At 71.3% G+C, this 26395-nt stretch carries 23 protein-coding genes; 11 read left to right on the top strand and 12 right to left on the bottom strand.

The genetic code is table 11. The features are described 5' to 3' along the window. Positions 1 to 199: 199 nt before the first annotated feature. From RI138_RS00520 to RI138_RS00470, 11 genes are all read right to left on the bottom strand, one after another. Positions 200 to 1366 (bottom strand): AI-2E family transporter, encoded by a 1167-nt coding sequence (locus tag RI138_RS00520; protein WP_311118264.1) that lies wholly within the window; start codon positions 1364 to 1366, stop codon positions 200 to 202. A gap of 65 nt (positions 1367 to 1431) precedes the next feature. Continuing rightward, positions 1432 to 3645 (bottom strand): HelD family protein, encoded by a 2214-nt coding sequence (locus RI138_RS00515; RefSeq protein ID WP_311122771.1) that lies wholly within the window; start codon positions 3643 to 3645, stop codon positions 1432 to 1434. 233 nt (positions 3646 to 3878) lie between these two features. Further along, positions 3879 to 5396, bottom strand: coding sequence for an AMP-binding protein (locus RI138_RS00510; protein WP_311118263.1), 1518 nt, complete (start codon positions 5394 to 5396; stop codon positions 3879 to 3881). Further along, positions 5393 to 5818, bottom strand: coding sequence for an acyl-CoA thioesterase (locus RI138_RS00505; protein ID WP_311118262.1), 426 nt, complete (start codon positions 5816 to 5818; stop codon positions 5393 to 5395). Before RI138_RS00505 ends, RI138_RS00510 begins: the two co-directional genes overlap by 4 nt. Continuing rightward, a complete protein-coding gene (locus RI138_RS00500) occupies positions 5815 to 6153 on the bottom strand; it encodes a holo-ACP synthase (RefSeq protein ID WP_311118261.1) in 339 nt (112 codons plus the stop codon). The genes RI138_RS00505 and RI138_RS00500 overlap by 4 nt, the downstream gene beginning before the upstream one ends. Further along, positions 6143 to 7108 (bottom strand): ferritin family protein, encoded by a 966-nt coding sequence (locus RI138_RS00495; RefSeq protein ID WP_143660003.1) that lies wholly within the window; start codon positions 7106 to 7108, stop codon positions 6143 to 6145. Before RI138_RS00495 ends, RI138_RS00500 begins: the two co-directional genes overlap by 11 nt. A 25-nt stretch (positions 7109 to 7133) precedes the next feature. Continuing rightward, on the bottom strand, positions 7134 to 7394 hold the full coding sequence (locus tag RI138_RS00490) for a hypothetical protein (protein WP_096625145.1): 261 nt from the start codon (positions 7392 to 7394) through the stop codon (positions 7134 to 7136). 55 nt (positions 7395 to 7449) lie between these two features. Further along, on the bottom strand, positions 7450 to 8076 hold the full coding sequence (locus RI138_RS00485; RefSeq protein WP_311118260.1) for a TIGR03086 family metal-binding protein: 627 nt from the start codon (positions 8074 to 8076) through the stop codon (positions 7450 to 7452). A 168-nt stretch (positions 8077 to 8244) separates the two neighbouring features. Continuing rightward, positions 8245 to 9585: an aminotransferase-like domain-containing protein gene (locus RI138_RS00480; RefSeq protein WP_311118259.1), complete on the bottom strand. Its 1341-nt coding sequence runs from the start codon at positions 9583 to 9585 to the stop codon at positions 8245 to 8247. A 4-nt stretch (positions 9586 to 9589) separates the two neighbouring features. After that, positions 9590 to 10540: an alpha/beta hydrolase gene (locus RI138_RS00475; RefSeq protein WP_311118258.1), complete on the bottom strand. Its 951-nt coding sequence runs from the start codon at positions 10538 to 10540 to the stop codon at positions 9590 to 9592. Positions 10541 to 10564: 24 nt separating this feature from the next. Beyond that, positions 10565 to 11278 carry a TetR/AcrR family transcriptional regulator gene (locus RI138_RS00470; protein WP_311118257.1) on the bottom strand — a complete coding sequence of 238 codons (714 nt, stop codon included), beginning with the start codon at positions 11276 to 11278 and terminating at the stop codon, positions 10565 to 10567. Positions 11279 to 11430: 152 nt separating this feature from the next. Here RI138_RS00470 and RI138_RS00465 point away from each other — a divergent pair, with 152 nt between their 5' ends. Continuing rightward, on the top strand, positions 11431 to 12510 hold the full coding sequence (locus tag RI138_RS00465; protein ID WP_311118256.1) for an alpha-hydroxy acid oxidase: 1080 nt from the start codon (positions 11431 to 11433) through the stop codon (positions 12508 to 12510). Positions 12511 to 12777: 267 nt separating this feature from the next. Further along, positions 12778 to 14238: a class I adenylate-forming enzyme family protein gene (locus RI138_RS00460; RefSeq protein WP_311118255.1), complete on the top strand. Its 1461-nt coding sequence runs from the start codon at positions 12778 to 12780 to the stop codon at positions 14236 to 14238. Here the strand turns inward: RI138_RS00460 and RI138_RS00455 are convergent. Next, positions 14208 to 14876, bottom strand: coding sequence for a 4'-phosphopantetheinyl transferase family protein (locus RI138_RS00455; protein WP_311118254.1), 669 nt, complete (start codon positions 14874 to 14876; stop codon positions 14208 to 14210). The genes RI138_RS00460 and RI138_RS00455 overlap by 31 nt on opposite strands. A gap of 18 nt (positions 14877 to 14894) precedes the next feature. Here RI138_RS00455 and RI138_RS00450 point away from each other — a divergent pair, with 18 nt between their 5' ends. From RI138_RS00450 to RI138_RS00410, 9 genes are all read left to right on the top strand, one after another. Next, positions 14895 to 15158 carry an acyl carrier protein gene (locus RI138_RS00450; protein WP_096625159.1) on the top strand — a complete coding sequence of 88 codons (264 nt, stop codon included), beginning with the start codon at positions 14895 to 14897 and terminating at the stop codon, positions 15156 to 15158. 172 nt (positions 15159 to 15330) lie between these two features. Continuing rightward, positions 15331 to 16980, top strand: a complete 1650-nt coding sequence (locus tag RI138_RS00445) for a class I adenylate-forming enzyme family protein (protein WP_311118253.1) — start codon at positions 15331 to 15333, stop codon at positions 16978 to 16980. Further along, a complete protein-coding gene (locus tag RI138_RS00440) occupies positions 16977 to 18242 on the top strand; it encodes a beta-ketoacyl-[acyl-carrier-protein] synthase family protein (RefSeq protein ID WP_311118252.1) in 1266 nt (421 codons plus the stop codon). Before RI138_RS00445 ends, RI138_RS00440 begins: the two co-directional genes overlap by 4 nt. 16 nt (positions 18243 to 18258) lie before the next feature. Next, on the top strand, positions 18259 to 19326 hold the full coding sequence (gene hppD / locus RI138_RS00435; protein ID WP_311118251.1) for a 4-hydroxyphenylpyruvate dioxygenase: 1068 nt from the start codon (positions 18259 to 18261) through the stop codon (positions 19324 to 19326). 50 nt (positions 19327 to 19376) lie between these two features. Next, positions 19377 to 20294, top strand: a complete 918-nt coding sequence (locus RI138_RS00430) for a phytanoyl-CoA dioxygenase family protein (RefSeq protein ID WP_311118250.1) — start codon at positions 19377 to 19379, stop codon at positions 20292 to 20294. Beyond that, positions 20294 to 21190, top strand: a complete 897-nt coding sequence (locus RI138_RS00425) for a prephenate dehydrogenase (RefSeq protein ID WP_311118249.1) — start codon at positions 20294 to 20296, stop codon at positions 21188 to 21190. Before RI138_RS00430 ends, RI138_RS00425 begins: the two co-directional genes overlap by 1 nt. Positions 21191 to 21254: 64 nt before the next feature. After that, entirely contained in the window at positions 21255 to 23225 is a 1971-nt protein-coding gene (locus RI138_RS00420) for an FAD/NAD(P)-binding protein (RefSeq protein WP_311118248.1), read from the top strand. Continuing rightward, positions 23222 to 24676, top strand: a complete 1455-nt coding sequence (locus RI138_RS00415) for a class-II fumarase/aspartase family protein (RefSeq protein WP_311118247.1) — start codon at positions 23222 to 23224, stop codon at positions 24674 to 24676. The genes RI138_RS00420 and RI138_RS00415 overlap by 4 nt, the downstream gene beginning before the upstream one ends. A 172-nt stretch (positions 24677 to 24848) precedes the next feature. Further along, complete coding sequence (locus tag RI138_RS00410; RefSeq protein ID WP_311118246.1) at positions 24849 to 26300, top strand: DHA2 family efflux MFS transporter permease subunit; 1452 nt, start codon at positions 24849 to 24851, stop codon at positions 26298 to 26300. Positions 26301 to 26395 lie beyond the last annotated feature (95 nt).

The following is a 26395-nucleotide window of genomic DNA, read 5'->3' as shown; positions in this document are numbered from 1 at the left end:
CCCCCCGCATCGCGCGACGCCTCCGCATCGCGCACGGGCGGCCCCGCGGCGGCCGACAACGGCGAGAGGCGGCCGACTCGGCACCACCAGGGTCCCGGCCCCGGGGGAGCGCAGATGCGCCCGCCTGCTGGCGGCGATCCGGCCCGGCGCCTGAACTCCCGGCGCCGGGCCGACTGTCACGACGTGTGCCGGGCAGTCGTCACGAAGGGGCAGGCGCGTCGGCGGGCAGGGCGTCCGCCTCCGGCCCGCCCGGGTCCTCCGGCCCGCCCGGGCCCTCAGTCCCCTGCGGGTCCTCCGGCCGTCCGGGAACGCTGAGCTGTTCGCGGACGTAGTTCCAGACGACCGCGAGCACCGCGGCGAACGGCACCGCGAGCAGGCTGCCCACGACCCCGGCCAGACTGGCGCCCAGTGTCACCGCGAGCAGGATCACCGCCGCGTGCAGACCGAGGCCCCGGCTCTGGATCATGGGCTGGAACACATTGCCCTCCAGCTGCTGCACCACGATGATGATCGCCAGCACGATCAGCGCGTCCGTCAGCCCGTTGGAGACCAGCGCGATGACCACCGCGACGAAACCGGCGAACAGCGCGCCCACGATCGGTACGAACGCCGAGACGAACGTCAGCACCGCCAGTGGCAGGACCAGCGGCACCCCCAGGACCCACAGGCCGATCCCGATGAACACCGCGTCGAGCAGCCCGACGAACGCCTGGGACCGCACGAACGCGCCCAGGGTGTTCCAGCCGCGCTCGGCCACGGCCGGCACGTCGGTGGAGAGCCGGCCCGGGAGCTGACGGGTGAGCCAAGGCAGGAACCGCGGGCCGTCCTTGAGGAAGAAGAACATCAGGAACACGGCCAGAACGGCCGTGACCAGACCATTGACCACCGTGCCCACCCCGCTGACGACGGTGGTGACCATGCTGCCGACACTGTCCTGGATGCGGGTCGTCGCGGTGTCGAGAGCACCGGTGATCTCGTCGTCGCCGATGTTCAGCGGCGGCCCCGCCGCCCACTCGCGCAGCCGCTGGATGCCCTCGACCACCCCGTCGGCCAGTTCACCGGACTGGTCCGCCACCGGCACCGCGATCAGGGCCACGACGCCCATCCCCAGCAGCAGGAAGAGCACGGTCACCGCCGCGGCGGCGAGGGCCGGCCGCCACCCGCGCCGACGCAGGAAGCGGGCGAGCGGCCACGTCAGCGTGGTGAGGAACAGGGCGACCATCAGCGGCCATACGACCGACCACATCCGGCCGAGGACCCACAGAGCGACCGCGGCCATCACCAGGACCAGCAGCAACTCGGCGGAGACACGGGCCGATGTGCGCAGGGCGGCGGCCGTCTTTGTCGAACTCAGGGGCGAAGACATGGCGTCACCCTATGGGCTCCCCGGGCCTGCTCCCCAACCCCTCCCGCACCGGGCCCGGACCGCTCTCACCTCAACGCCCGGGGTAGTTCCTCCCGATGGACGATGCCCAGGCGCTGGGTCGCCCGCGTCAGCGCCACGTACAGATCGCTCGTCCCGAACCGCGCGGGCTCCACCACCAGCACATGGTCGAACTCCAACCCCTTGGCCTGGCGCGGATCCAGCAGCACCACCGGGCGGGTGAGGTCGGGCGCGGCGCCCGCCGCGACCCCCTCCAGCGGGGCGGCGATCTCCTCGTGCAGCGACCGGGGCGCGATGACCGCGAGTCGTCCCTCCCGGGGCGTCAGCTCCTCGACCGCCCCGGCCACCGCGCCCGTGAGGTCGTCGCCCGCGTCCCGCGTCCACGGCCTCTCACCGGTCGACCGCACCGAGACGGGCGCGGTGAAGGAGGGGTCCTGCTCCCGTACGACCCCGGCCGCCAGCTCCATGATCTCGGCGGGCGTACGGTAGTTGACCTTCAGCGTGACGTGCTCGAAGCGGTCACCGACATACGGATCGAGGATCTTCCCCCATGATCCGACGCCCGCCTCCTCGGAGGTCTGGGCCGGGTCGCCGACCAGGGTCAGCGAGCGGGTCGGCACCCTGCGCATCAGCAGCCGCCACGCCATCGGCGAGAGCTCCTGTGCCTCGTCGACGATGATGTGCCCGAACGCCCAGGTACGGTCCGCCGCGGCCCGCTCGGCGGCGGTGCGGTGGTCGGCCTCCTCGTGCCGTTCCGCCATCCGTTCGGCGTCGATGATGTCGTGGGCGGCGAGGAGCTCGGACTCCTCGTCCTCGAACTCGTAGCTCTCCGACCCGCGCGACAGTTCCAGCACGCCCTGCGCGTAACCGATCCGCTCCTGGCGGACGGCCTCGGCAGCGGCCCGTTCGGCGCTGTCGTCGACGCCGAGCAGCTCCGCGGCCTCGTCCAGGAGCGGTACGTCGGCGGGGGTCCATTCGCTCCCGGCCGCCGTACGCCGGATGGCGTCGGCGTCCTCGTCCGGTACGTACACGGGCGCGGCCAGATAGTCCGCGAGAAACGCCTCGGGGGTGAGCGGCGGCCACAGCTCGTCGACCGCCGCGTGCACCTCTTTGCTCAGGGCGACGCCCCGGCCGAGCAGCGCGATGTCGTCAGGGCCGAGGAAGTTGGGACCGCCGTAGGGGTCGGCGCCGATGCGCTCGGTGAGCTGGGCCGTGAGGGCGTCGATGATCCGGAAGACGAAGTGCGGGCGGGCGAGGTTGTGGGGGAGCAGGGTGTCCCGTGCCGCCTGCCGCGCCTCGTAGGCGATCTCCCAGTCGAGGACGAGCTCACCGCCGTCGTCGTGCGGGATGACCATCGGGGCGCCGGGTTCGGGCAGCTGCTGCCGGTCGCGTACGGCGAGGGCGAGGGCCTCGGCCATCTGATCGGCGCCCTTGACGGCGGCGGCACGGGCCGTGTCCGTACCGGTGGCGTGCACGCCGGGGAAGAGTTCGGCCTGCGTCGAGAGCAGCACCCCCGTCTCGCCGAGAGCGGGCAGGACCTCCCCGATGTAGCGCAGGAACGCCGGGTTGGGTCCCACGATCAGCACGGCGCGCTTGGCCAGCAGCTCGCGCTGCTCGTAGAGCAGGAACGCCGCCCGGTGCAGCGCGACGGCCGTCTTCCCCGTGCCCGGGCCGCCCTCGACGACCAGGACTCCGTGGTGCGGGGCGCGGATGATGGCGTCCTGCTCGGCCTGGATGGTGCGCACGATGTCGCCCATACGCCCGGTGCGCGCGGAGTTCAGCGCCGCGAGCAGGACGGCGTCGCCGTTCGGGTCCTCGAAGCCGGTGCGGTCGTCGTCGCCCAGGTCGAGGATCTCGTCGTGGAGTTCGGTGACCGTGCGGCCCTCGGTGGCGATGTGTCTGCGACGGCGCAGCCCCATCGGGGTGTGTCCGGTGGCGAGATAGAAGGGACGGGCCACCGGTGCGCGCCAGTCGATGAGGACCGGCGTACGGTCGGTGTCGTCCTCGCGGATCCCGATGCGGCCGATGTGGTGCGCGAGACCGTCGGTGCGATCGATGCGGCCGAAGCACAGGGAGCCGTCCACGGCGTTGAGTGCCGCCAGCAGACCCGAGCGCTCCGCGACGAGGATGTCGCGTTCGAGCCGCGCCTGCTGTCCCGTACCGACCGGCGTCAGCGCGTGCTCGACGCCCTGGGCCGCGCCGCCGCGCAGCGCGTCGACCCGGGCATGGAGCCGGTCGATGAATTCCTGCTCTTCCCGCAATTCGTCGCTTTCCCGGTTTGACAAAATGGCTCCCCGCCGGATATATTCGTTCCTATAAGGCCCCCGAGCGGGGCCTTTCTGCATGAGCGCAGAAGAATCCAATATACGCGGGACAATCCCCGGACCGCAATTGCGGTCCGGGGATTCCTCATGCCGCCGACGCGCTGAACCCCTGGTCCACGACGCGCTGGACCTCAGGTCCTCCCGTAGCGTTGTTCGAGCAGACGTGCCGGTCAGCCGAGCGTTCCTTGTTCGAGCTGCGCGACCATATGGGTACGGGCCGGCTTCCCGCTCGCCGTGCGGGCGACGGCGCTGTGCGTCACCTGCACCACCCGCTCCGGAGCCGCACCGAATTCGGTGGCGACGAGGGCGGCCAGCTGGTCCGTGTCGATCTCCCGCGCCCGCTCCGGCACGATGACGACGGCGTACGATCCGGCGTACGGCAGGACCACGCACTCGGCGACGCCCGGAACCGTCGCCGCTACTTGTTCGACGTCCGTGGCGAAGACGTTGGCGCCGTTGACGGAGATGCGGTCGCCCCTGCGGCCGCTCAGATGGAGATGTCCCGAGCGCAGGCACCCCAGGTCGCCGGTGTCGAACCAGGTGGCGCGATGGTCGGTGGCTCCGTCGTAGCCGTCGAACAGCGTCGCCCCGCGCAGCTGTACGGCGCCGACCTCCCCGTCCGCGCAGTCGCGGCCCGATTCGTCCACGATGCGCAGGTCCAGGCCGGGCATGGTGCTGCCGAGACATGCGGTGGTGGTGGGCCCGTCCGTACGGAAGCCGGTGGCGGCGTCCACATAGCGGTGAGAGGTGGCCATCAGCGCCGCCTCGGCGAGCCCGTAGCAGAACACCAGGGCCGTCGGGTCGAAGCCCCAGGGCTCGACGGCGTCGAGGAAGGTGCGCACCGACTGCGGGCGGATGGGTTCGGCCCCGCAGAACACCGTGCTCCAGGTGCTGAGCAACCGGGTATCGGGCGCGTCCTGGCCCGCGGCCGCCTCCGTCATCCGGGCCGCGAGGTAGCGCAGCATGAAGTCGGGGAAGGCGCTGTGCACGCTCTCCGCGTCACGCAGCAGCCGCAGGGCGGCCATGGGCCTGCGCAGAAAGGTGCCCGGCTCCTCGACGACCAGGTCGATCCCCTGGACGAGCGAGGTCAGGACCCCGATGAGCCCCATGTCGTGATGGAGCGGCAGGGCGATCAGCCCGGCATGGCCGGGCTTCATGCCCGCGATGACGCTGATCGCGTCGATGTTTCCGAGCACGGCCCGGTGGCTGAGCGGAATGGGGCGGGGCATCCCGGTGGAGCCGCTCGTGTACTGGACGAACGCGAGGCCGTCACGGTCGCCCGGCGAGGGTTCCGGGGAGGAGCGCGGACGGAGAACCAGCCGGAGCTCGTTCAGCCCGTGCCCGGAGATGCGGAAGGCGTGGCGCACGTTCTGCTGCCGCATCACCCGGGCGAAGTACTGGCCGAGGATCGCCCCCGGGACGCGCGGTTTCACGGAGACCGGGACCGCGCCGAGGTGCATCAGGCCCAGCAGGGCCAGCACACCTTCACGGGAGCTGCTGATGCGCAGCATCACCCGGTCCCCGGGACGTACCCCCTGCTGGGCGAAGCCACCGGCGGCGGCCGCGATCTGCTCGGCGAAGGCGGGGTAGGACAGGCTCTCCCGCTTGGCGGAGGTGCCGAAGGTGACCGTCGCGCCGTGCCGGTGGGCCTGCCCGGCGACCGCTTCCTGGAGCGTGTTCACGATCATGCCGCTCTCCCCGGGACGTCCAGCAGCGCCTGGAGATCGGCCCGGTGGATCCGTTTGGTGTCACGGTCGACGAGCCCCAGCCGGACCCGGCCCCGGGCGACCACGGTGCCGTCCGGCTGCTCGATGTCCTGGGTGAGCGTGAAGCTGTACGTGGACTGCTCCGCGAACGCCGTACGGACGACGACACGCCCCACCGGGTCCCAGTCGACGGCCTTGAGGTAGTCCAGCTGGAGCTGGAGGACCACCGCGACCAGGGTGCTGTCCCGCAGGTCGACCCCCAGGGCGAGCCCCCACTGCCAGCGGCCCGCCTCAAGGATCTGGACGTGGACACTGTTGTTCAGATGCCCGGCCCAGTCGAAGTCGTTGGGCCGCAGGGCGACTTCGCAGGCGTGCGCGAAGTCCAGCGGTGTGCGGACGCTCATGGCGCCTGCCCTCCTCTCCTCGTCGGCTCGGCCAGGAGGACGACCACCGCACCGGCCATGTCACCGGTGTGGCTGATCGACACCTCCATCGCGAGGCACTGCTGCCGCTGCCACCGGGCGATGGCCCCGTGCAGCCGTATCCGTGGCTGCCCGGCGGGGCCGTGCACCACCTCGACCTCGGGAAAGGTGTGGTCCGGTGCACCGCCCAGGGAGCTGAGCGCCTTGACGAAGGCCTCCTTGGCCGAGAACAGCCCGGCCAGCGACGCCCAGGGGTCGGGCCGGGAGCGGCAGTGTGCCCGCTCCCCGGCGGTGAACAGGGCGCCGCTATCGAGCAAGTGCGGCTTCGCGCGAAGCTCCGCCACGGACTGCAGATCGAATCCGGTCGACATCGTTCGTACGGAGGCTGGCGAAGTAGGCACGCTTGAGGTCCTCATACGATGTGATCTGGATGCCGGTCACCTCGCGGACCAGGGCGAACACGCTGGTCAGCTTCTTCGCGTGGACCGACCCCTCGTGGAGGGCGTCGTCGGCGAGAGCGAACTCCTCGTCGCCGCTACGGGTCCGCTCCCACCAGTTGACGTGGCCATCGCGCTCGGTCTGGGCCTCCCGGGCGGCGCCGAAGGTCTCGCCGCCGTCGGGCCGGACCCAGGTGTACGCCATCGACAGGACGTCCTTGAGGGGATAGACGCCGGAGTCCACCAGGGCCTTGGCGAACGAGGCGAAGTACTGGCGGTGCTGCACCTCGTCCTTCATGACGGTGTGGAAGACGTCCCGCACCAGAGGGTCCTCGGTGGTCCGCGACTGCCAGCCGTAGGAGACGCACGCCTCGATCTCCACGCACGCCTGGAGCATGCAGACCCGCGCGTAGTTGTCCATCGGGAGCGGGCCCCGGCACTCGATGACCTCCTCCTCGTCGATCGGATCGATGCCCGCCATCTCCATGAGCCGGCCGAAGGCGATCTCGTGGTGCGCCTCCTCCTCCAGCCAGTAGCGGGCCGACCAGGCGGCGGCGATGTGCAGGATGTCGGAGCCCAGCGGGTTCGACTCGCGGATCTCGTTGGCGAGCTTGACGCCGTCGACGGCCAGCCGGATACCGGCCGGCTGGGTGGTCAGTTCGGCACGGGAGGCGTGCCACAGGGCGGCCCGGTCACCGTCCTTGGGGCGCTCCAGACGGCGGCCCTCGAAGAGGCTGTCCGTCCCCCAGCGCCGCTGCTCGTGATAGCTCTGCTGGACGCGCAGGACGTCGGTGACGGTGGCTCCGGTGCGGAGCTCCTTGACGATGTCGGTCATGATCAGCACGGTTCGCGCCTTCCGGTCAGGAGGAGGTGGTGGCGAGCTGCTTGCCGAGAGCCGAGACGACGTCCTCGGCGGTGTGGTCGAGGGTCATCGTCGGAAGTTCGACGTCGTCGTCGAGGCCCGCGTCGGCGAGCGCTCCGGCGAACGCGTCGAGCAGGTCGATGGAGTTGATCGCGCTCGGCGAGGCGACCAGCACGGCCGACAGCGGCTGGCCGGCGAACACCTCTTCCTGGGTCAGGCCCAGACGGCGTGCGACATTGACTCGGATGTCGGCGAGCATGCGTGTCTCCCTGTGAGGTCGGTACGTACGGGCGAGGGGCCGGGGTTGTGTGTGCTCAGCCCCGCGGAGCGGTGAAGGGTCGGCGGGCCGCGTCGGCGGTCCAGTCGGGGGGCCTGCCGAGGGCGGTCAGTACCAGGTCGAGCACATCCGCGCCGGGCGTCGCGCGCAGGGCCGGGCGGAACAGCGCCGCCGGGCCGACCCTGCGTTCGTCGTCCGGGACGCGCAGGGCGAACACCAGGGCGGCCTCCGCGGTCGCGTCGTCCAGGTCGAGGCTCACCCCGAGGGCGCGGGCCAGGTCCCAGCCGTGGACCACGTAGTCCAGGAAGTGGAACCCGATCGCGACCGAGGCGGGGAAGCCGAGGGTGTCGCTGATCTCCGGGAGGACGAACTCCCGGGTGAGTACGCCGGGCGGGGCGAAGGCGTCGAGGACCGTGTCGGCCGCCGTGCGATAGGCCGTCAGCGGATCGTCACCGAGTGCGGCGGGCCGCCATACGGAGAGGTCGGCCCCGTTTCCCGCGGCGGCTGCCGCGAAGCCGTGGTGCTGGCCCGCCATATGGGCCACCAGCTGACGCAGCGTCCAGTCGGCGCACGGGGTGGGCAGGTCCCAGTCCTGAGGATCCGCCTGCTCCAGGATGCGTACGGTCTCCAGCACGGCGGCTCGGTCCAGCTTCCGGATGTCCATGCGGAACCTTTCGGCGAGTGCGGGCCCACGCAGGCGTCTCCTGACGGAGTGCGCGAGCAGGAAAACAATAGCACGACCGTACGTTTAGTTAGTGTGGGATGGCGCGAAAGAGAGGTGCCCCGGCCCGATCGGGCCGGGGCACCTTCGCCGGTTCGTGCCGACCGGTCGCTACCGGCCCGCCTCCGCGGCCTGTGCGGTGATGAAGGCGGCGAGTCTGCTCACGCCTTCGGTGATCTGGTCGGGAGTCAATGAGCTGCAGGAGAGGCGGAGTCGGCTCTCCCCGCCGCCCCCCAGGTAGAAGTCGCTCATCGGCGTCCAGAGCACGCCGAAGTTCCGTGCGGAATGTTCCAGGGCCTTGGCGTCGGCGAGGAAGGGGACATCCACCACGAGGAAGAAGCCGCCGTCCGGCCGGTTCCAGTCGACACCGAGCGCGTCCCGCCGCTCGGCGGGAAAGTGCCGGTCCAGCTCGGCCAGGAGGGTGTTGAGATTGGCGCGGTAGAAGGCGATGGCCGCGGCGTTCGCCTCGCGAAGCCGGCAGCCGGAATCGATGAGCAGCCCGCCGACGACGGCCTGGCTGACGGCCGAGGTGTTGACCGTGGTCATGCTCTTGATCTTGGAGAGCTGGTCGGCCAGCAGGGACCGCTCGCCCGCCGGTCCGATGACTTCCTGATCGGCCACCACATAGCCGACGCGGGCCCCCGGCAGCGCGGTCTTCGCGAACGATCCGAGGTGCAGCACCCGCCGTTCCCGGTCCAGGGCCTTGAGCGTGGGCCGGGGAGTTCCCACCCGCACGAAGAAGCCGTACGGGTTGTCCTCCAGGATCAGCAGGTCCTCCTGGGCTGCGATCTCCAGGAGCCGTTCACGGGCGGCGAGGGTCATGCTCGCGCCCGAGGGATTGGCGAAGTCCGGCACGATGTACAGCGCACGAGGCCTTCCCCCGGCCGCGCGGGTCCGCCGGACACCCTCCAGAACCGCCTCCGGGTCCGGTCCGTCGGGGCCCTCCGGGACCGGGCGCATCGCGATGTCGAGCAACCGGGCCGCGCCTGTGGCCCCGATGTAGCAGGGCGAGCTGACGAGCAGCGTGTCCTCGGGCCGCGCGAAGAGCGCCCGCAGCACCAGCAGCATCGCCTCCTGGCAGCCGGTCGTCACCACGACCGACTCCGGGGCGACGTGGATGCCCTCGTCGTTGGCGAGGGTCCGGGCGATGAGGTCGTGGATGATGCCGTTCGTGCGCCCGTACTGGAAGAGCTGGGTGCGCACCCGGTCCGCGGACCAGCCGAGTTCCCGCTCCAGGTGTTCGGTGTAGATCCGCAGATAGCGCGCCAGGTCCTCCGTGGCGAAGGAGCCCTCGGACGGCCTGCCCGGAGCGAAGGAGAGCGCGTCGGGGAAGCGCGCGACGACCTCGTTGAGGAAGTTCATCGCGTCGAGCACCGGATCGGCGAGGGACGGGTGCAGACCGGTCAGGTCGAGCGCCCGGGGCCGCCCCGCCGCAGGGGTGGTCTCGCTCATCGGATCAGCCTCCCGTCGCGGCGAGGGCGAAGGTCTTCCGCAGATACTCCGCGGCCTGTCCGACGGCGCTGCGGCCCGCGTCCAGGGTGCCCGCCATGGCGAAGAAGCCGTGGGCCACGCCCGGGTAGCGGGTCGACTCGACCGGTACGCCGCTCTCGCGCAGCCGGTCGGCGTACAACTCCCCCTCGTCGCGCAGCGGGTCGTACTCGGCGGTGATCACCAGCGCGGGCGGCAGCCCGGAGTGATCAGGCGCCCGCAGGGGCGATGCCAGGGGGTGGCCGCCGTCCTCGGGCGATGCCAGGTAGTTCTCCCAGTACCACTGCACGGACTTGCGGTTGAAGAGCAGACGATCGCTGTTCTCGCGGAGGGAGGGCGTGTCCGCGAACTGGTCCGTGTTCGGATAGACCAGCAGCTGGGCCAGCAGCTCCGGGCCGCCCGCCTCCCTGGCCATGAGGGTGACGGCGGCGGCGAGATTGCCCCCGGCGCTGTCGCCGCCGACGGCCACCCGGGTGCTGTCGCCGCCGAACCGCTCGGCGTGCTCGACGGCCCACCGCACGCCCGCGAAGCAGTCATCGGGGGCCGCCGGGAACTTGTTCTCCGGCGCGAGCCGGTAGCCCACCGCGACGGTGAGGCAGCCGACGGCATTGGCCAGACTCCGGCAGATCGCGTCGCCGGTCTCGATGGAACCCAGTGTCCAGCCGCCGCCGAAGAAGTAGACGAGGACCGGCAAGGGGCCCTCGCCGGACGGCCGGTAGATCCGGACGGGGAGCGGCCCGCCGGGGCCGGCGAACGTTTCGTCGGTCACCTGGTGCACCGGCTCGGGGGTCCCCGCGCCGGCCTGGATGGCGGCGAGGTCGGCGGCCCGGGCCTCGTCGAGCGTCATCGTGTAGAGCGGCCGGACGTCCTCGGCTGCGAGCCGGTCGTACAGCTCCTGGAATTGCGGATCAAAGGGCATGGTGCCTCCGGGCATGGTGCGCGGTCAGCGGGACCGCGAAGGGGCGGTGTCGGAAGGGGCGGTGCTGGAGGGGACGGTGTCGGAAGGGACGGCGTCCGGGGTGTCGGGCAGCAGCGAGGGGTCGGTCGCGACGCCTCGGAGGCGGTTGAGGATTCCGCCCGCCGCCTTGCTGTAGCAGGTGAAGTTGGAGTGCAGGACGGACTCGGCGTTGGCCATCTCTAGGAGGGCGACGATCTCGAAGGCGAGCTGGGGGATGTCGGTGTCGTCCCGGACCTCACCCGCGCGCCTGGCGTCGTCGATCGTGTGCTCCAGGAGGGAGAACCAGCTGCCGTGCGCCCCGGCGACCGTATCGTGCACTCTGCCCTCGCGGGCGTCGTACTCGGCGGAGACCGAGTAGAAGAAGCAGCCGCCGGGAAAGACACGCTGCTCGGAGTAGGTGAGCCAGTTGCGGCAGAGCAGCCAGACCCGGCCGAGGCCCGGGGGCAGTTCGCGGGTGGGCTGCACCACATGCTCGATGTAGACCTTGATGGCGGCGCGCACGGTGGCCAGCTGTAGCTCCACCTTGGAGCCGAACAGGGCGAACACCCCGCTCTTGCTGAGCCCCAGTTCATTCGCCAGTCGCCCTAAGGACAGGCCTTCGAGGCCTTCGACCGATGCAATGCCGACAGCGTGGCGCAGGATCAACCGCCTTGTCTGGTTGCCCCGTTCGACCCGTCCGTCGGCGTGCGTCGCAGTCACGCGACCTCCTCAATCTTCCCATCCGGGCCCCTGACAGGGCCCGGTCACTGTACAAAGTGGACGACCGTGCTGTCATTGTGCGAGAGTACGGTAAGCGTACGGTCGTGCGGTTAACTGGGGCACGCGGATTCAACCATCGGCGGGGGAGCGGGATGGCGGCGTTGGCGCTTGACGAGTACGAGGCTGTGGCGAGGGAGCGGTTGTCCCGCCCGGTGTGGGACTTCATCGAGGGCGGGAGCGGCACCGAGTCGATGCTGTCGGCGGGCCGCGAGGCGCTCGACAGGATCAGGCTGCGGCCTCGCTGTCTCGTCGATGTCTCGGTGTGCGATCCCGGTACGTCGCTTCTCGGGGCGGGACTGGCGGCCCCGTTGGGCATCGCGCCCATGGCCTATCACCGGCTCGCGCATCCCGAGGGCGAGGTGGCGACCGCACGTGCGGCGGGCGCCGCGGGCGCCCTTCTGGTCGTGAGCATGTTCGCCAGCCGCAGTCTGGAGGACATCGCCGCCGAGGCGACCGGTCCGCTCTGGCTGCAGCTCTACTGGCTCAAGCGGCGGGAGCCGATGCTGGAACTGATCCGACGAGCGGAGGAGGCAGGGTGCCGGGCGCTGGTCCTGACGGTCGACGCTCCGCGCGTGGCGTACCGGCCGAGAGACGTCCGTAACGGCTTCTCCCTGCCCGAGGGAATCCGTGCGGTCAACGTCGATCCCTCCGTCATGTCCGCCTCTCACAGCGGGCAGGCGGGGCAGTCCGCTATCGCCCGGCATTCGGCGGAGCAGTTCGATTCCTCCATTACCTGGGACGATCTTGAGTGGCTGCGGGAGCGTACGTCACTGCCGCTCGTATTGAAGGGCGTGCTCACCGGAGAAGATGCCGAGCTGGCAGCGAAACACGGGGTCGAGGCGCTGGTCGTATCGAATCATGGCGGTCGGCAGCTGGACTTCGCGAGACCTGCGGCCGAGGCCCTTCCGGAGATCGCGGAAGCGGTGGACGGGAGATGTCGGCTGATTCTCGACGGCTCGATCCGGCATGGCGCCGATGTCGCGAAGGCGCTGTGCCTGGGCGCGGACGCGGTGTTCGTCGGCCGCCCTGCCCTGTGGGGTCTGGCGCACTCCGGGGCTGAGGGCGTCGAGGCCGTCCTACGGCTACTTTCGGACGAGTTCGCCGAGGTGATGGCCCTCATGGGCGCACCGCGTGTCGGGGATTTCATAAGTTCAAGAATTGTTCATTTCTGAACTGAATTCCTCTTGGGTGCAACTGGACGCCCTTCGTTGCTTTCTCGGTGCCGAAGGGCGATTCGGCGTGTCAAAAATCGGCGCTCCGTGCGGCCGGAGGATTTCTACTCGCAAGTATGAATCCGTAGAAGGTTTCGCTTGATTACTGAGAGGTAATGCGTGACGATGGATCTGCCGACGAGGAAATGAGCGCGGCGATGAATGGCCGATACGTCCAGGACGTAGTTGTCCGACGGCTCATCGGCTCTTTCCGAGAACTCTGGATGGGTGGGGATTCCTGTGGGGGGAACGGCGCCTATAAGGCCCGTTTGCGCCGAGGGCGACTGGGTTGACGATGTATTACTCAAGGGGGACGGGCGGGAAATCGCCCTGTATCTGAGCGGACCGGTGACCCGAGCCGAGCTCAGGAGGCTCGTCGGGGAACAGCAGCAGCGCTTGGCAGCGGCCGGCCTGGTCGCCGGAGGCACCGTTGCCGTACGGCTGCCGCCCTCTCTGAGCTGTATCGTCGCGATGCTCGCCGGATGGCGCAGCGGAGCCCAGGTCGCCCTGCTCGACTACCGCTTGACGACGCATGAGGTCGGCAAGGCGGTCGCGCGGCTGGCGCCGCAACTGGTCATCGAACCGGCGGTCGACGTCACCGGCACCCTGCGCGGGTTCTTCGACGTCGACGCCCGGATCACCCCACTGCGCGGCGGCCGGCCGGCCGCTTCGGAACACGCTCTGCTGCAACTGAGCTCCGGCTCCACGGGCCCTTCCAAGGTCATCGGCCGCACGGCCGGCAGCCTCCTCGCGGAGCTCGACCGGTACGCCCGGCTGGACGGGTTCCCGCGCCAGGGCGAACGTACCGTGGTGCTCGCCTCGATCGTCCATGTGCTCGGCCTGGTCGGGGGGCTGCTCCACGGACTCGCCGCCGGGGCGCAGGTGGTCCTGCCCGCCTGGCAGTCCGTCGACGGCATCCTCAAGGCCGTCGCGGCGGGGGACCGGCCCACGACCGTCCTCGGGGTCCCCTCCCAGACAGCGGTGCTCGCCGCGGCCCGGACACCGCCCCGGCTGCCCCAGCTGCGACGGATGATCACCGGCGGCGAACTGGTCAAGGAGAGCGTCCGGGAACGGTTCACCACCGGCTACGGCGCCGAACTGGGCGTCATGTACGGGATGACCGAGGCCGGTGTCATCGCCACCGACCTCACCGGGGCCGACCGCCCCGCCCTGACCCCGGCCCCCGGCATGCGGGTGCGGGTCGACGACGGAGAGATCCTCCTCGGCCTGCCGGAGAGCCCCTATGTGGGGCTGACCGACCCCGCACGCTACGTGGACGGCTGGCTGCGCACGAAGGACGCGGGCAGCATCGACGAAGTGACCGGACTGCTCACCGTCCATGGCCGGCTCGACTCGCAAGTGTCCATCGGCGGACTCAAGGTGGACCTCTCCGAGGTCGAGGCCTCCATCTCGGCCCTGCCGGGCGTCTCCGAGGCCGTCGTGGTGCACGGCACCGGAATCGAGGCCTTCGTGATGGTCGACGAACAGGCCGTGTTCGACGGCCTCGCCGACAGCCTCGCGGCCCGCCTGGCACCGTACAAGCGGCCACGCTCGCTGAACCTGCTGACGGAACTCCCGCGCACCGCGACCGGCAAGCCGGTCCGCAACGCGGAGATCCTCCGCGCCGCGGTGAGATCCGCGGCCGCCGCGCCACCGGCTCAGCTGCACACGGCGGGAGAAACCCGTTGAACCCTGACGCGTGTCGCGACGGAGCGCTCCTCGCTCCCTGTCCCGACGCACTGGGCGACGCCGATGACACGGCGCCCGCCGTCGACGAGGACGGCGGCGGAGGCCACCTCCCGATCGGCCGGGAGCGGACGTAGCACCGGCGGCAGGCCCCCGCCGGGTGGCCAGGCCTCCGGAAGCGGCACCCGGCGGCTCATCCCGCCCCGGCGCAGGCCCCGGCCGAGCGCCTTGCCCACCGACTCCTTCTGCGTCCACAACCACAGGAACGCGGTCGACCGTTCCTCCTCGGCGAGCCCTGTCACCCAGGCCGTCTCGACCGGGTCGAGCCACGCCCGGGCCATCGCCTCGGCACGCAGTGGGCGTACGACCTCCACATCCACCCCGACAGACGGCCCGCCAGTCAGCGCGACAGCCAGTGACCCGCGTCCGTGCGTGACGCTGACCTGCACCGGCTTCCCGGCCCCGCAGAGCAGCGGGCGGCCGCCTTCCTCATGCTCCAACCAGATTTCGGATAGCGGGACATCGAGCATTCCGGCCGCGGCCCGCACCAGCAAGGTGTGCGCCTTCCGACGCTCGTCGCCATCCGTGGTGCACCACAGCACCGTCACCGTGTCCGGGGCCAGTCCCGGGTGCCTGTCCATGAAAGAGGAGTCAACCAAATGTCCACCGAAGTTGAGAAGTTCATCATCGAGGCGCTGAAGAACATGAACTACGACGTCACGGATGTCACCGGCGAGACCCCGCTCGGCCCGGCCGGACTCGACCTCGAATCGCTCTCCGTCGCCGAGGTCGCCATCCAGGTGGAGGACACCTACGGCGTGAAGTTCGAGGAGGACGAGATGGAGACCGTCGCGCTGTTCACCGTCGCGGGCCTCGTCAAGGAGATCGTCGAGCGGGCGTCCGTCGCTGCCGCGGCCAAGTGAGTCCAGGGCCGGTTCCGGCCCACGGGGCACGCCCTTCCTGCCCGCGTGCCTCCGGGCACGGGCGGGAGAGGGCGACCCGGAACCGCTGAGGCGGGTGGACCGGGCGCGCCCGTACCGCCCCAGGGCCTGTCGTACGCAACGAGTCTGATCCAGGAAGTAAGGACACCGGGGAATGAATCCGAAGAACGAGCGCGCCGAACTCGCGGCCGACCAAAGACTGGGCGTCGGCAACGTGCTGACGGAGCTCCTCGCCCGCGGCACCGGTCTGGACACACCGACCCTCACCTTCGACACCGAGGTGGACGGGCACCCGGCCTGGCAGGCCCTGACACTGGCCGAACTGGGCGAGCGGGTGGCAGCCCGGGCGGCCGCCCTGCACGACCTCGGGGTCAAGCCGAGAGACCCGGTCGCCGTCTTCGTGACGGCCAGCGCGGACCAGGTGCTCAGCTATCTGGCCCTGGTCCGGCTCGGCGCGATACCGGCCCTCATCAACGGCAAGGTCCCCGTCGACCAGGTCGGCGAATACATCAGGCGCCTCGGTGCGGTCGGCGTCATAGCCGACGTCCCGCACTGGGACGCCCTGACCTCCGTCGGCAGCGCCACCCCGCTGCTCGCGGACCCCGCCGACCTCGGGAAGGGCGACCCCGCAGCCGCCCCGAAGCCCTACCGGCACCACGGCAACGAGCCCGTGGTCATCACCCACTCCTCCGGAACGACCGGCCTGCCCAAGGCCGTCATCCACTCGCACCACAGCCTCTTCGCGGCCATCCGGCACCGGCTGACACTGCCCAAGGGCCAGGGCATCGACCGGATGCTCGGCGCCCTGCCGTCCGCCCACGCGGCCACCGTCATCGCCGTCAACCTCGCCCTCACCAACCGCGCCCAGCTGGCCGTTCTCTCCCAGCAGGCCGGCGGCCCGGTGCTCGACGCCATCGAGTCCTGGCAGCCGCACAGCGTCCTCGGCTTCGCCACCACCTGGTCCGAACTGGCCGGTGAGGACCTCTCGCAGCGCGACCTCGCCTCCGTGAGCACCTGGTGGAACACCGGCGACTGCGCGCACGAGGCCCACATCCGCAAGCTCATCGCCGTCGGCTCACGGCAGACCATCACCGCCAAGGGCCGCGAGCGGCGCACCGGCTCGTTCTTCGTGGACGGCCTCGGCTCCTCGGAGATGGGCCACTCCCAGTTCTTCATCACGCACACCCCCGAGACCACCCGCTACGGCCGGTGCATCGGAAAGCCGCACGCCTTCTCGGACGTCGCCGTCGTCGACGACGACGGCGAGAAGCTCGGAACCGGCGAGGTGGGCCAGCTCGCCATCAACGCCCCCACCCTGTCGCTCGGTTACTGGAACGACTCGGTGACCACCTACCGCACCCGCCGCGACGGCTACTTCCTCACCGGCGACCTCGTCTACCGCGACGAGGAGGGTTACTACTACCACGTCGACCGGCTGGTGGACGCCGTGGACATCGGCGAGGGCCACAAGCTCTACACCATGCTCTGCGAGGAGCAGGTCCTCGCCCAGTGCGCCGACGTCCTGGAATGCACCGTCGTCGCCGTACGGACCGATGACGGGGTCGCCACCTCCGTCCTGCTCTTCCTCGACCCGGGGGCCGACCAGGAGGCCGACCGGACCGACGAGATCCTCGCCGCCCTCGACCCCTGGGTGGCCCGCACCGTCGAGCGCGTCGTCGCCGTGAGCCCGGACCGCATCCCGCTCGGCGCGACCGGCAAGGTCCGCAAGATCCTGCTGCGCCGCCGGTTCCTCGACGGCGAGCTGTTCGGCACCGCGACGACCGCCGGGGAGGTGGCGGCATGAGCGGCCCCACCGCGGACGGGAAAGCCGTCATCACCGGACTCGGCACCTTCACCCCGCTCGGCCGCGGCGCGGCGGCCACCTTCGACGCGCTTCTCCACGGCAAGTCCGGGCTGCGCAGGCCGCCGGAGGGCCACCTGCTCGACGGCAGCGTCGACGTGGCGGGCATCGCACCGGACATCGAGGCACGCGAGGTACTGCCGCCGAGCGAGGGCCGCCTCGTCGACCGCTACGCCCTGATGGCCCTGGCCGCGGCGGACGACGCGCTGCTCGACGCGGGCCTCGTCGTCGGACAGGACGTGGACCCGCACCGGGTCGCCGTCGTCATCTCCAGCGGAGCGGGCGGCCTGACGACGTACGAGGCACAGACCCAGGCCCGCACCGAGCGCGGCCCCACAGCCGTCAGCCCCTACCTGCTCCCGGGCATGCTGCCGAACATGGCGGCCGCCCGTATCGCCATCAAGTACGGTATCCGGGGCTGGAGTTCGGCGATCGCCACCGCCTGCGCGGCCGGCGCCCACGCGGTGGCCGAGGCCGCCCGGCTCATCCGGTACGGCGAGGCCGACGTCGTGGTCTGCGGCGGGGCCGAGGCCCCGCTCAACCCCACCTCCGCACTGGCCTTCGCCCACGCCAGGGCGCTCGCCCACAGCTGGGACGACCCCGAGGCGGCCAGCCGCCCCTTCGACCGCCGCCGCAACGGCTTCGTCCTGGCCGAGGGCTCGGGCGTGCTCGTCGTCGAGCGCGCCGCACACGCCGACGCGCGCGGCGCGGCGGGCTACGCCGACCTCCTCGGCTGGGGTGCCACCACCGACGCGTACCGGCCCACGGCGCCGCGGCCCGACGGCGAGGGCGCCGCCATGAGCATGCGCGGGGCGCTCGCCACCGGCGGGCTCGTCCCCGACGACATCGGCTACATCAACGCCCACGGCACCGCGACCAAACTGGGCGACATCGCCGAGACGAAGGCGGTCCGCGCCGTCTTCGGCGACCGCTCCCCGGCCGTCAGCAGCACGAAGTCGATGACCGGTCACCTCCTGGGCGGATCCGGCGCGGTCGAGGCGGCCTTCACCGCCCTCGCCATCTCGCGCGGCCAGCTGCCGCCCACCCACAACCTCGACGAGATCGACCCGGCCTGCGATGTGGACCACGTGCGCGGCGAGGCCAGAGCGCAGCCGATCGAGGCCGCGATCTCCAACTCGTTCGCCTTCGGCGGCCACAACGTCAGCCTGCTGCTCGGTACGGCCAGCACCCGCAAGAAGCGCTAGAGAAAGGGAAACAGACGTGCAAATCGGAGCCGTCGACCATGTCGAGTTCTACGTCGGGGACGCACAGCAGTCGGCGTTCTTCCTCTGCACCGCGCTCGGATTCCGGGTCTGCGGCCAGGCCGGCCCCGAGACGGGCCAGGCCGACCGGCGCTCCCTGCTGCTGCGCCAGGGCGGCATCGATGTCGTCCTGACCTCGGCACTGAGCGAGAAGCACCCGGCGGCCGCCTACGTGGCCCAGCACGGCGACGGGGTGGCCAACATCGCCTTCGAGGTCACCGACGCCGCCAAGGCGTTCGCCCTGGCGATCGAGCGCGGCGCCACCGCCGTCGAGGAGCCCGAGACGCACAGCAAGGACGGCACCGAGGTCGTCACCGCCTCCGTGCTCGGCTTCGGGGACGTCGCCCACCGCTTCGTCCAGCGCTCCGGGGACCGGGAGCAGTTCCTGCCCGGCGTGATGGACATCTTCGCCGAGGACCCGGACCGGAGCGAAGAGCTGCTGAGCACCGTGGACCACGCGGCGATCTGCCTGCCCGCCGGCCTGCTGCGGCCCACCGTCGCCTTCTACGAGAAGGTCTTCGGCTTCAACCAGATCTTCGAGGAGTTCATCGAGGTCGGTGAGCAGGCCATGGACTCCAAGGTGGTGCAGAGCCCCTCGGGGAAGGTCACCTTCACCCTCATCGAGCCGGTCACCGACCGCAAGCCCGGCCAGATCGACGGCTTCCTGGCCCGCCACAACGGCGCCGGCGTCCAGCATCTCGCCCTGCTCGCCGACGACATCGTCAAGGCGGTGCCCGCGCTGGAGGCCCGCGGGGTGAAGTTCCTGGAGACCCCGGACACCTACTACGACGAGCTGGAGGCGCGCCTCGGCCGCCCCGACCTGAAGATCGAGGACCTCAGGCGCACCAACGTCCTGGTCGACCAGGACCACTGGGGCCAGGTCTTCCAGATCTTCACCCAGTCGCTGCACGTGCGGAAGACCTTCTTCTGGGAGGTCATCGACCGGCACGGGGCCCGCACCTTCGGCAGCGGCAACATCAAGGCCCTCTACGAGGCGGTGGCACGCGAGAAGGCGACGACCGCCTGATCCGCCGCCCCGCCCGTACGCACCGTGTCACTCGCACCGAAGGAAGATCCGTGACTGTTCAGGAATCCGCAGCCTTCACCCTGACCGACGAGGAGCGGGAGCTGCTCCCCTCCGACGAAGACGTCCTCTTCTACGCCGAGCACGGCTGGTTCCTCTCGAAGAAGCTGTTCACCGACGAGGAGGTGGACCTCCTGGAGTCGGCCAGCGAGCGCTTCTACGCCGGCCACCGCGACCGCACGCTGCCCGTGCGCCCGCCCAAGCTCGCCTACTGGGAGCCGGAGCACGGCGATGTGCAGCGGCACAACGACTACATCCACTACGAGGACGACACGATCGGCCGCATCCTGCGCAAGCCGCTGCTCGGCGCGGTGGCCGCCCGGCTCGCCGAGGCCGAGGAGATCCGGGTCTTCCAGTCGACGCTGATCTTCAAGCCGCCGGTCGCGGAGGAGACGTCGAACATCGTGCCCTGGCACTTCGACCGCCACTACTGGTCCACGTCCACCTCCGAGCGGATGCTGACCGCGTTCATCCCCTTCCACGACTGCGACGAGGAGATGGGCACCATCACCATGGTGGACGGCAGCCACAACTGGAAGGAGACCGCGGACAACGACGCCACCTCCCTGCACTTCGCCGAGCGCGACCGCAGCGAGCTGGAGGTCATGCTGGAGGAGAACGCCCGTTACAACGGCGTCGAGGTCCGCAAGATCCCCGTCCGCATCCCCAAGGGCCACGTCAACTTCCACCACTGCCGCACTTACCACGGCAGCGGACCGAACGTCAGCGACCGGCCGCGCCGGGCCATCTCCTTCCACCTCCAGGACGGCGGGAACCGCTACCGCGACTTCCGCCGCTCGGACGGTGCGCAGGTCGCGTACAACCACGACGTGCTGGTGCGCAGGACCGCCGAGGGCACCCCGGACTACAGCGACCCCGAGTACCTGCCGCTGTTGTGGAGCAGCCGCTGATGCGCAGTGCCGCAGTGGTCGGTACCGGCCTGATCGGTACGTCGATCGCCCTGGCCCTGCGGGGCCGGGGCGTGACCACCTATCTGCTGGACCGGGACCCGGAGGCGGCCCGGACCGCGGCCGACCTCGGCGCCGGTCTGGTGGGCGCCCCGCGTACGCCCGTGGACCTGGCGGTCCTCGCGGTTCCTCCGCAGCACGTGGCATCGGCTCTGCACGAGCACCAGCAGCTGCGTCTGGCCGAGGACTACACCGATGCGGCGAGCGTCAAGGCCAAGCCGCAGGCGGAGGCGGCCGCCCTGGGCTGCGACCTCAGCCGCTACGTGGGCGGACACCCCATGGCGGGCCGGGAGCAGTCCGGCCCGCTCGCGGCCCAGGGCGACCTCTTCCAGGGCCGCCCCTGGGTGCTCACCCCGGCGGCGGGCGTCGGTCGCCGGGCCGTCGGCCGGGCGACGGAACTCGCCGAGCTGTGCGGCGCCCGCCCGGTCGTGATGGGCCACGAGGAGCACGACCGGGCGGTGGCCCTGATCTCGCACGCCCCGCACATGGTGGCGAGCCTGCTGGCCGCCCGGCTGCTGGACGGTGACGAGAGCGAACTCCAGCTCGCCGGGCAGGGGCTGCGCGACGCGACCCGCATCGCGGCGGGGGACGCCGAGCTGTGGACCGACATCGTCGGCTCCAACGCGCGCGCCGTCGCCGAGGTGCTCGGCGAGGTCGCCCTCGAACTGCGCACGGTCGTGGACGCCCTGCGCGACCTCGGCTCGGACGCGCCGGAGCGCCACCTCACCAGCCGGGCGCACCTCACCACGGCCCTGGTCCGCGGCGTACAGGGCCGGGGCCGGATTCCGGCGAAGGCCCCGGGCGGGCTGCGGCTGAGCGGTGTGGCCGCCGCCAACTGACCCACGGCCACCCGCGGCCGGGGCGCGGACCTACATGACTTCCGATTCAGTGGAGAGACTGACTATGACCAGCCGACGGCTCGACGTCTGCCTCATCGGTGCCGGGCCCCGAGGGCTCTCCGTCCTCGAACGGCTGTGCGCGAACGCCGGGTCGGCGCCGGACGAGGTGCCGATCACGGTGCATGTGGCGGACCCGTATCCGCCCGGGGCCGGTCAGGTGTGGCGTACCGACCAGCCCGAACACCTGCTGATGAACACCGTGGCCTCCCAGGTCACGATGTTCACCGACGAGAGCGTCCGGATCGACGGGGTGCTCGCCCCCGGACCCAGCCTCTACGAATGGGCGCGCTTCCTGACCCTGGTCGGCCCCATGGACGACCGGCAGCGCGACGAGCGGCTGCTGGACGAGGCGCGTGCGCTCGGCCCCGATTCCTATCCCACCCGTGCGTTCTACGGGCACTATCTGGAGTGGGTCTTCGAGCGGGTCACCCGGACCGCGCCGGGACGGCTGACCACCGTCGTCCACCGGGCCCGGGCGGTGGCGATCGAGGAGGAGCCCCACAGCGGGAAGGCGGGCTGCCTCCAGAGCGTCCTGCTCGACAACGGGGTGCTCATCGACGGTCTCGACGCGGTGGTCCTCGCCCAGGGGCACCTGCCCGTACGCCGGTCCCGCCGGCAGACCGAACTCGGCGGCTTCGCCCACGCCAACGGCCTGCGCTACGTGCTGCCCGCCAACCCGGCGGACGTGGACCTGTCGCCGGTGGAGCCGGGCGAGACCGTCGCGCTGCTGGGACTCGGTCTGAACTTCTTCGACTACATGGCACTGCTGACCCACGGCCGCGGCGGCCGCTTCGTCCGCCGCTCGGACCGGCTGGTCTATCTGCCCTCAGGCCGCGAACCCCGGCTCGTCGCAGGCTCCCGCCGAGGTCTTCCCTTCCACTCCCGGGGCGAGAACCAGAAGGGCGCCCACGGCAGACACGAGCCCGCCGTGCTGACCGACGAGGTGATCCGGGAGCTGCGAGAGCAGGCCCGGCGGCACGAGGGGATCGACTTCCAGGCCACGGTCTGGCCGCTGGTCAGCAAGGAGGTCGAGACCGTCTACTACGCCACGCTGCTCACCGCCGACGGCCGCTCCGGCGACGCGGAACGGCTACGGGCGCGCTACCTCGCGGCGAAGCCGGGCAGCGGTCAGGAGCTCGACGTCCTCGCGGAGTTCGGCATTGGTCCGCACGACCACTGGAACTGGGACCGGATCGCCCGCCCGCACGCGGACCGGGAGTTCGCCTCGCCGCGCGACTTCCACGACTGGCTGCTCGGCCATCTGCGCGAGGACCTGCGGGCCGCGCGCGAGGGCAACGTGGCCGGACCGCTGAAGGCCGCCCTCGACGTACTGCGCGATCTGCGCAACGAACTCCGGCTGATCATCGACCACGGCGGCCTTACGGGCAGCTCGCACCGGCAGCACCTGGACGGCTGGTACACACCGCTCAACGCGTTCCTCTCCATCGGCCCGCCCGCCGGCCGGATCGAGGAGGCGATCGCCCTCATCGAGGCCGGTGTCCTGCGGGTTCTCGGCCCCGACGTCCGCTCCGGCACGGACGAGGACGCCCGGGCGTTCACCATCGAGTCCGCCGCGGTCCCCGGTTCGCTGACCCGGGCCACCACACTGGTCGAGGCCCGTCTGCCGGAGATCGATCTGCGGACCACCGCCGACCCGCTGCTGCTCCAGCTCCTGGACACCGGCCAGTGCCGCCCCTACGAGGTCGCGGGCCCCGACGGTACGGTGTACGAGACCGGCGGACTCGCCGTCACCGACGCTCCGTTCCACGTCATCGACGCCGAGGGCCGCGCGCATCCGCGTCGTTTCGCCTTCGGGGTGCCGACCGAGTCCGTGCACTGGGCCACGGCGGCGGGGATACGTCCCGGGGTGAACTCCGTGACACTCCAGGACTCGGACGCCATCGCGCACGCCGTACTGGCGCTGGCCCAGGGTCTTCGTCAGGACAGCGAGATGATGGGAGAACTGACAAGGTGAACGCCACCACCCCGCCCGCACACGCCGCTGACACCATCGACGCCGGGCTGCTGAGCCCGGTGCGGGCCGGAACCCCGGCGGAGGCGGCCACGTCCGACGGAGCCTGGCTCCAGGCGCTGCTCGACGCGGAGGCCGCGCTGGTACGGGCCCAGGCGGGCCTCGGCAACGTACCCGGCGCAGCGGCAGAGGCGATCACCGAGCTGGCCCGTGCCGAGCGGCTGGACCTGCGGGAGATCGCCGTGCTCAGCCGGGGCGCGGCCAACCCGGTGGTGGCCGTGGTCCAGGCGTTCACCGCCCTGGTGGCGGCCAAGGCCCCCGACGCCGCCGACTACGTCCACCGTGGCTCGACCAGCCAGGACATCTTCGACACCGCGCTGATGCTGGTCGCCGGACGGACCCTGGACTTCCTGGCGGCGGATCTGGACGGCATCGCCGCGTCCCTGCGGACGCTGGCCGACGAGCACCGGCAGACGCTCATGGCCGGGCGCACGCTGGCGCTCCACGCGGTCCCCACGACCTTCGGCCTCAAGGCGGCGGGCTGGCTGGCGGCGGTCTGCGACACGAGGGAGCGGCTGCGCCGGCTCAGGTCCGACGGCCTGGTCGTCCAACTCGGCGGCGCGGCGGGCACGCTGGCGGGCTACGTCGAATACGAACGGCTGCACCGCGAAGCGCGGCAGGAGACCGCGGCCGAGGGCTACGCGGCCCGGCTGGCCGAGCGGTTCGCCGCGGAGACGGGTCTGTCCGCCCCGGCCCTGCCCTGGCACAGCCACCGCGCCCCCATCGCCGCGCTGGGCGCCGAACTGGCCCTGGCCACCGGCGTGCTGGGGAAGATCGCCGTGGACGTCCAGTCGCTCGCCCGGACCGAGACCGCCGAGCTCGCGGAGCCCGCCGCGGCGGGCCGGGGGGTCTCGTCGGCGATGCCGCAGAAACGCAACCCCGCCCTCGCCACGCTGATCCGCTCGGCGGCCCTGCAAGTACCCGCGTACGCCGGTGTGCTGGCGCAGACGATGCTGTCCGAGGACGAGCGCTCGGCCGGCGCCTGGCACGCCGAATGGCAGCCGCTGCGGGAGTGTCTGCGGCTCGCCGGAGGGGCCGCGCACACCGCACGCGAGCTGGTGGCCGGTCTGGAGGTCTCGCCCGGGCGCATGCGGGCCAACCTGGACCTGACCGGTGGCCTGATCGTCTCGGAGCGGCTGGCGGCCGTCCTGGCACCCGTGCTCGGCAAGGCCGCCGCGAAGGACGTCATCAGCCGGGCCGCGCGCACGGCGGCCGCCTCGGGCCTGCCGCTCGCCGAGGTCCTCCTGAGTGAGGACGTGATCGCCGAGCGGTTCGGCGTACGGGACCTGGAGCGGCTGCTCGACCCGGCCGGATACACCGGCGCCGCCGAGGAACTGACGGCACGGGCGCTGCGGCACTACGCCCCGCGCCAGAGCATGTCCGACACCCCGTAGACAGGCGCTCGCCCCCCCCCGGTGAGGGCGGTCTGTCCTCGCCGGGGGAGGGAGCCCCATCAACACCCGCGCACCACGGACCTGCCCCTCGCTCGCCCCTTTAAATGCACGCACGATCGTTTATATTCATCCCCGGGTCCAAGCCGTGGACCCACTGACGAAGGGGCTACGCATGACCACCGCTTCACCGCAGTCGGCCGGGGCGAACCCGGCGGACGACGCGGCACCGGCCGACGGGCAGCGGCCGCAGGGCTCCTCGGGTGCCTCACCCGCCGCGAAGCTGGCACTGTTCGTCGCCTCCGGCGCGACCTTCCTCGCGGTGCTGGACACCACGGTCGTGAACATCGCCTTCTCCGACCTGCGCGTCGACTTCCCCGACGCCTCCCTGTCCCAGCTGACCTGGGTCGTCACCTCCTACACCGTGGTGTTCGCCGCGCTGCTCGCCGTCGCGGGCCGGGTCGCCGACGTCATCGGACGCAAGAAGCTCTTCCTCTGGTCCACAGCCCTGTTCACCCTCGCCTCGGTACTGAGCGGCCTCGCCGTCGACGTGCCGATGCTCGTCGCCGCCCGCGCCCTGCAAGGAGTGGCGGCCGCAGGGATGATCCCCTCCGCACTCGGACTGGTGCTCCAGCACACCCCCCCGGCCCGCCGCCAGATCGCCGTCGGGGTCTGGGGAGCGGTCGGCAGCATGGCCGCTGCCGTGGGACCGAGCCTCGGCGGGCTGCTCGTGGACGTATGGGGCTGGCGCAGCGTCTTCCTGATCAACCTGCCGATCGGCCTGGCCATCGTCGTGATCGCGGCCCGGCTCGCGGCCGATACACCGAGCGGCCGCCGCTACCCCGACCCGGTGGGCACCCTCGCCCTCGCCCTCGGCATCGGCGGCGTCGTCTTCGGCGTCACCCAGGGAACGGAATGGGGCTGGGGCAGCGGCAGGGTCCTCGCCCTGATGACCGGCGGCGCCGTGCTCGTCGTGACCGCACTGCTGCTCTCCAGGCGCCACCCCGCACCCGCCATCGAGTGGGACCTGTGGCGCAACCGCGTCTTCGCCGCCACCAACGTCTCCTCGCTGCTCTTCGGCGCGGCCATGTACGCCTACCTCCTCAGCACCCTCCTCTTCCTCAACGCCGTCTGGGGCTACTCGGAGCTCAAGGCGGGCCTGGCGGTCACCCCCGGAGCCTTCAGCGCCGCCGTCGGCGCCATCGTGGTGGGACGCCGGGTCGGCCCCCGCGCCCAGTGGGCCGCGCTCGCCGTGGGCTCCACGCTCTTCGGCGCCTCGTGCGCCGCGATGTACCTGCTCCTCGACGCCGAGCGCGCCTACCTGGCGCTCTGGCTCCCCATCGGCATCGTCGCCGGCCTCGGCATCGGCGCCGCGCTGACCGCCATCTCCAACGCGGCCACCGCCTCGCTCCAGCCGCAGCGCTTCGCCTCCGGCACCGGCCTGCTCATGACGACGCGCCAGGTCGGCGGAGCCCTCGGCATCGCCGCCCTCGCCGCCATCATCGAACGCCACAACGTCCTCGATGCCGAGGGGTATCTGCAGGTCTTCCTCGCCTGCGCCATCGGAGCCGTGGCCGCCGCCGCGGTCGCCCCGGTGTTCCGCCCACGAGGCAGCCAGGCCTCCTAGGGCCTGTCCGAGGACCGGGCCGATCCGCGCCCGGACGCCTTCGGTGTGCCCGGCAGGGCACCCGCTCACGAACGGACAAGCTCATCAGCGCTGAG

Source organism: Streptomyces durocortorensis (assembly GCF_031760065.1).
Taxonomy (GTDB): Bacteria; Actinomycetota; Actinomycetes; order Streptomycetales; family Streptomycetaceae; genus Streptomyces.
The sequence above is the reverse complement of the archived record's forward strand: the minus strand, read 5'-3'. Positions and strand labels throughout refer to the sequence as shown.